At 43.9% G+C, this 4,970-nt stretch carries 6 protein-coding genes; 3 read left to right on the top strand and 3 right to left on the bottom strand.

The features are described 5' to 3' along the window. The coding region (locus QNK26_RS18705; protein WP_319225653.1) for an SDR family NAD(P)-dependent oxidoreductase at positions 1–355 on the top strand (355 nt) is incomplete at its 5' end. Positions 356–358: 3 nt separating this feature from the next. On the opposite strand, the gene QNK26_RS18700 is transcribed toward QNK26_RS18705, so the two are convergent. Beyond that, positions 359–1,255 carry an AraC family transcriptional regulator gene (locus tag QNK26_RS18700; protein WP_319225651.1) on the bottom strand — a complete coding sequence of 299 codons (897 nt, stop codon included), beginning with the start codon at positions 1,253–1,255 and terminating at the stop codon, positions 359–361. Positions 1,256–1,307: 52 nt separating this feature from the next. On the opposite strand from QNK26_RS18700, the gene QNK26_RS18695 reads away from it, so the two are divergent. Both QNK26_RS18695 and QNK26_RS18690 read left to right on the top strand, forming a co-directional pair. Next, complete coding sequence (locus QNK26_RS18695) at positions 1,308–2,690, top strand: MATE family efflux transporter (RefSeq protein WP_319225650.1); 1,383 nt, start codon at positions 1,308–1,310, stop codon at positions 2,688–2,690. A gap of 116 nt (positions 2,691–2,806) precedes the next feature. Next, a complete protein-coding gene (locus tag QNK26_RS18690; protein WP_319225647.1) occupies positions 2,807–3,712 on the top strand; it encodes a patatin family protein in 906 nt (301 codons plus the stop codon). A gap of 17 nt (positions 3,713–3,729) precedes the next feature. Here the strand turns inward: QNK26_RS18690 and QNK26_RS18685 are convergent, their stop codons facing one another. Together QNK26_RS18685 and QNK26_RS18680 are read right to left on the bottom strand one after the other, a co-directional pair. Next, the gene (locus QNK26_RS18685) at positions 3,730–4,266 is read right to left on the bottom strand and encodes a porin family protein (RefSeq protein WP_319225646.1); all 537 of its coding nucleotides are present in this window, start codon (positions 4,264–4,266) and stop codon (positions 3,730–3,732) included. 126 nt (positions 4,267–4,392) lie between these two features. Then, positions 4,393–4,970 (bottom strand): DUF3157 family protein (locus QNK26_RS18680; RefSeq protein ID WP_319225645.1); only part of this gene is annotated, 578 nt, incomplete at its 5' end.

Genomic DNA, 4,970 nt, shown 5'->3' with positions numbered 1-4,970 from the left:
TTATCGCACTGGTTATGCCGCATCAAAACATGCTGTTGTTGGTTTTTTTGATTCATTACGTATTGAATTAAAACATGATAGCGTTGATGTGACGGTTATTTGTCCCGATTTTGTGGTCACAGAAACACACAAGCGCGCGATTGGTACAGATGGTAAACCACTAGGTGTTACGCCGATGCAGGAAAGTAAACTGATGACTGCCGAACAGTGTGCGCAGTTATGCCTTAATGCCATTGCTGGCCGACAACGTTTACTCATCACTTCGTTACGGGGTCGGTTAGGGCGCTGGTTTAAATTGCTGGTGCCGAGTTTAATTGACCGTATTACTGAGCGCGCGATACGCAATCGACATTAAGTATTATTGTGTATTTTCCGCTAATGCTTTGCGATAACGGCTCGGAGAGCAGCCAAAGTATTTCCTGAAACGGTGGGTAAAGTTGTACGGGTCTTTATAACCCAAGCGTTGAGCTATCATCGAAATTGTCCACTCCCGATATTGCAGTAAATCAGCTGCTTTCTCCATACGTAAATGGATCAGTCGGGTTCTTGGTGACATGGCGTATAGATTTTTGCTGATCCGATTCAGCTGTTCCTCACTAATAAAGCAGCGTGCTGCCATCTCTTTCACTGTCCATGGTAAATGCAGCTGACTTTCTACCTGATTAAATACGCTATGCACACGTGACGCAGAGCGGGTCAATTTAGATTCCACACCCGTCAATATCAGGTTTAATTCGCTGACCAACAAACGTCGAAAAGTGGTGCGGCCATTAATTTCGCAATGGATCAAATTCAGCAACGACCATATTTGTTCACATTGATGATAGGGTAAGATGGTTAGCCCCAATGCTGCGAAGTGCTGCCATTTAGCGGTAGGTTGAGGTAATAGCCATACCATCTTCCAATAATTATCGACCTTGTTCAGCTCAAACCGAAACGGGGTATGCGCAGGTATCACCAGCAAGGTATAAGGTTCGATTAATTCCACCCGATCTGCCGTGGTTAAAATACCGCTGCCTGCTAAGGTGAAAACCAAGGTGTGAACCGCAACGCCATACCGCTCGACATGATAACCATCGCTCAGCTCTGCCATACCCGCCATAAAAATGTCTTCCTGACTCAACTCGGGAATGTCAGAAGTAGTCAGAAAACGCTCCTTACAAGCATCGGCTAAATAGACTTCGTCATGCCACTGCGATTTAGGTTGCATGGTGCTAATGACGGATTTGCACAGGTTTTGTCTATTTTCGCACATTTTCTTTTCAATACTTTTTCCCTATAGTGGCCTTTCAAAATAAGGAAGACCAATGACTGTTAAAAACTACACCAATTTAAGCCGTAATGCCATAGCTGACGGTATGCTATCTAAGATGTTCAAGCTGGGATTCCCTGTTGCTATCCAAAGTGCGTTGGCGGCAATACTCGCGTTAGCCGATGTATTAATGGTCAGTGATTTTGGTATTGAATCTACCGCAGCAGTGGGAACCGCCTCAAAATGGCATTTTGTCGCCATCATGATCATGGCTGGTATGGCATCCGCCAATGGGGTATTAGTGGCGCAATATTGGGGTAAACAAGATCGCCGAGCGGCAAAAACAATCACGCTGTTGGCAATGCAGTGCGGTGTTAAAATTTTACTACCCGTTACCTTAGTTATTACCCTGTTTTCCGGCTACATCATGCTGCTGCAAACCACGGATGCGAAGGTGATTGAGTTAGGATCTACCTACCTCTGGTACAGTTTTCCGGTACTACTACTCACGCATTTAGTGATGATATGTGAATCGGCGCTGCGTTCTTCAGGTGATACTGTTACACCGTTATATCTGAGTGGATTCACCATCATCGTCAATATTGGCTTGAACTTCTGGTTGATCAATGGCGGTTTGGGCATTCCGGCTATGGGCGTCGCTGGGGCGGCTTTAGCGACCACTATTTCCCGCTTGTTGCAGGTGGCGCTTATGTTCGGGTTTTTACATTGGCGTAAACACTGGTTACTCAGTGCACCTATCCAGACCGACTCTAGCCGATTATGGGCGGCATACAAATACATTGCGATCCCGTCTACTGCCAGCGCGGTGTTATGGGCCATTGGTATGCTCAGTTATCAGATGATTTTCGGCCATATGGGCACCACAGAATTGGCGGTATTTAGCCTGCTTGGTCCCTTTGAGTCCTTGTGCTATTCGGTGTTTTTCGGCATATCTGTGGCGTGTTCAGTGCTGTTAGGACAAGCATTAGGCCGCGATGAATTTACCGAAGCCTTTACGATGTCGAAATTCTTCATCAAAACGGTGTTAGCATTCGGCTTGGCTATCGGGTTATTGCTGTTACTGGGTAAAGATATTATCTTGTCCTGGCTAAACCTTGGCAGCGATGAATTATATCCGCTGGCTTCTCCCGCGCTGGTGGTACTTTGCTGCGCGATATGGCTGCGCATGCTGAACATGATTATTATCAACGGTATTTTACGTGCTGGTGGCGACAATCACTTTTGTTTACGCATGGATCTCATTGCTATGTGGATAATTGGCGTACCGTCGACCGCATTTGCTGCCTTGGTATTAGATTGGGATTTTAATCACGTATACATGTTGCTGTTAGTTGAAGAAATAGTAAAACTGTCGTTGTGTTTCCACCGTTACTTAAGCGGACGTTGGTTAAATAACCTCACCATAGCAGCGCATTAGCGAGACATCATCGACATCAAGGCCTTGTTAGCTGAAACCATTAGACTTTATTGTCAGGGAGGGATAATCTGTGGCTTTAGTTTATTTACAACAGGTAGTCATTAATGGGGTTAGTAATGAGTGATGTGAATCTAGATAACGTCGGTTTAATTGTTGAAGGTGGCGGACTAAGAGCGATATTTGGCGCTGGTGTATTAGATCACTTTCTTAGTTGCTCTATTCACTTTCCTTATGTCTGTGGTGTTTCCGCGGGTGCGCTTTATTCGGCATCTTATGTGTCTAAGCAACACAAACGTAACCTGAATATTCAGCTTAAATACCATGATGATCCTCGCTATATGGGTATGAAGCATCTGCTTAGGACTGGCAGTTACATGAACCCGCCTTTCACTTTCCATGCAATGGCCAAGCAGCTTATGCCATATGATTTTGATATGCTGTTTAACATGAAAGAAGTGTTTGAACTCGGGGCATTTAATTGTCAAACGGGTAATACTGATTACTTTTCTTCGCAGCAGTTAACGACACAAGATCAGGTATTAGACAGCCTTATTGCCACTTCAAGTTTACCGTTTATCTCTAAACCTGTGGTGATTAATAATATGCCTTATCTTGATGGTGGCATTATGGATCCCATTCCCGCAGAACATGCTTTTGAGTCTGGCTGTGAGCGCTTGGTTATTATTTTAAGTCAGCATGACAGTTACCGAAAATCAGCCATGAAAATGGACCTGGCGTGCAGAATTGCTTGCTATAAGTACCCTAAGTTATATCAAGCGCTGCATTCGCGTCATGAATATTACAACAATGCCTTAGACAAGATAGCTCGGTGGGAACAACAAGGTAAAGTGTTTGTTATTCGCCCTCAAGCGCCGTCTGACATATCGCGTCTAGAGAAAGACAAGAATAAGGTGAAATTGCGTTATGAAGAAGGTGTTGCTGAAGCTAAAGCAACATGGGGAGCACTGCAACAATGGCTAGCGACTCCCGCAGTGACGACTAGCAGCCGCCAAGCTATCTAAATTTGGCTTAATCAGTATTAGAAAGCAAACCTTACCCCAACACCGGCAATTGAAGTGTCAATGTCGGTATCAAACATCAAGTATTCGGCATAAATATCAATAGTATCTAATACATCAACACTGGCACCGATACCGCCGAAAAACTCTTCGCCATCAGCATCGTTTTTCGAATCATTAATCTCAATGTCAATTGAAGTGAACGCAACACCAGCCTTGGCATAAACTTCAAAGAATGGCCCTATTGGTAGGTAACCAACAGCGGCGAGTGTGAAAGCTGAGGCATCGATATCATAAGTCTGGCCGAGTGCATCGCCGTTATAGCCACCTAGGTCGTAATAACCTAATTCACCTGAGAGCATAAAAATATTCGAATCGATGAGGTTGTAACCGGCAAATAGTGCCGGTACCACATCATCGTCATCGAAACTGCCTTGCTCGGCATTGGCTTGATAGGCGCCGGCACCAATATAAAAACCGTCTGCATAAGCTTGTGCTGGGACTGTTATCGCCAAGGCTGAAATGCTGCTCGCTATAAATCGAGAATATTTATTCATGTTAGTATCTTCCTCATACATTGAAAATTAGTTTACTCCGTTAACAATGTATTTGAGTATAGTGTAAAACATTAAATGTGAGTAATTAGGGTCTAAGTCTTTATTTTATAATGTGATCAGGATAAATTATCGCGTCTCTACTGCAATGATATCAAGGCTGATGAACTGTTTCTGCCATTGCGCGGGGTCAATATCATCAAGCTTGAAAATGCGGCTATCACGCTGCTGAGTCTTACGTAAATAGGTTTCTGGTAATCTATTTTGCGCCTGCCATACATTAAATTCACGAGTTGTTATCTTGCTGCCATTATCGTCAAATAACGTTGCGGCAATAGTCACCTTGAGTACAGTTAATGGCGAGGTATTGTCAATACTGAAATCCAGCCCTAACTCTTCATCATCCCAGTGAGCAGATTTGAATGTAACTCGCACGCCTTGCGATACCGAGGTGGTCATTAATGCTGAGTTAGCCATTACCGCAGGTGTTAATGAATCTGATTTTTCAGGTGAAGTAGGATCGCTATCGGCAGAGGTTAATAGCACATATTGCCAGGTAAAATCGTCATTCAAAACCACTTCAGTACCGTCTTCAAGGGTCATCCTAGTGAGTTCGGTGGCGGTAATGTTAAAAGAGAAAAGTAAACTGCAGGTAATAATAAAGACTTTGTTAAACATGGTCATAGTTCCGATGAAATAGTTCCGAT

The organism is Moritella sp. (assembly GCF_033791185.1).
Taxonomy (GTDB): domain Bacteria; phylum Pseudomonadota; class Gammaproteobacteria; order Enterobacterales; family Moritellaceae; genus Moritella.
This window is presented reverse-complemented; position numbering and strand designations above follow the sequence as displayed.

Bases quoted from the DNA above. Each gene is read 5' to 3' on its own strand.
- QNK26_RS18700 (WP_319225651.1), bottom strand. From the start codon at position 1,255: ATGTGCGAAAATAGACAAAACCTGTGCAAATCCGTCATTAGCACCATG.
- QNK26_RS18695 (WP_319225650.1), top strand. From the start codon at position 1,308: ATGACTGTTAAAAACTACACCAATTTAAGCCGTAATGCCATAGCTGAC.
- QNK26_RS18690 (WP_319225647.1), top strand. From the start codon at position 2,807: ATGAGTGATGTGAATCTAGATAACGTCGGTTTAATTGTTGAAGGTGGC.
- QNK26_RS18685 (WP_319225646.1), bottom strand. From the start codon at position 4,266: ATGAATAAATATTCTCGATTTATAGCGAGCAGCATTTCAGCCTTGGCG.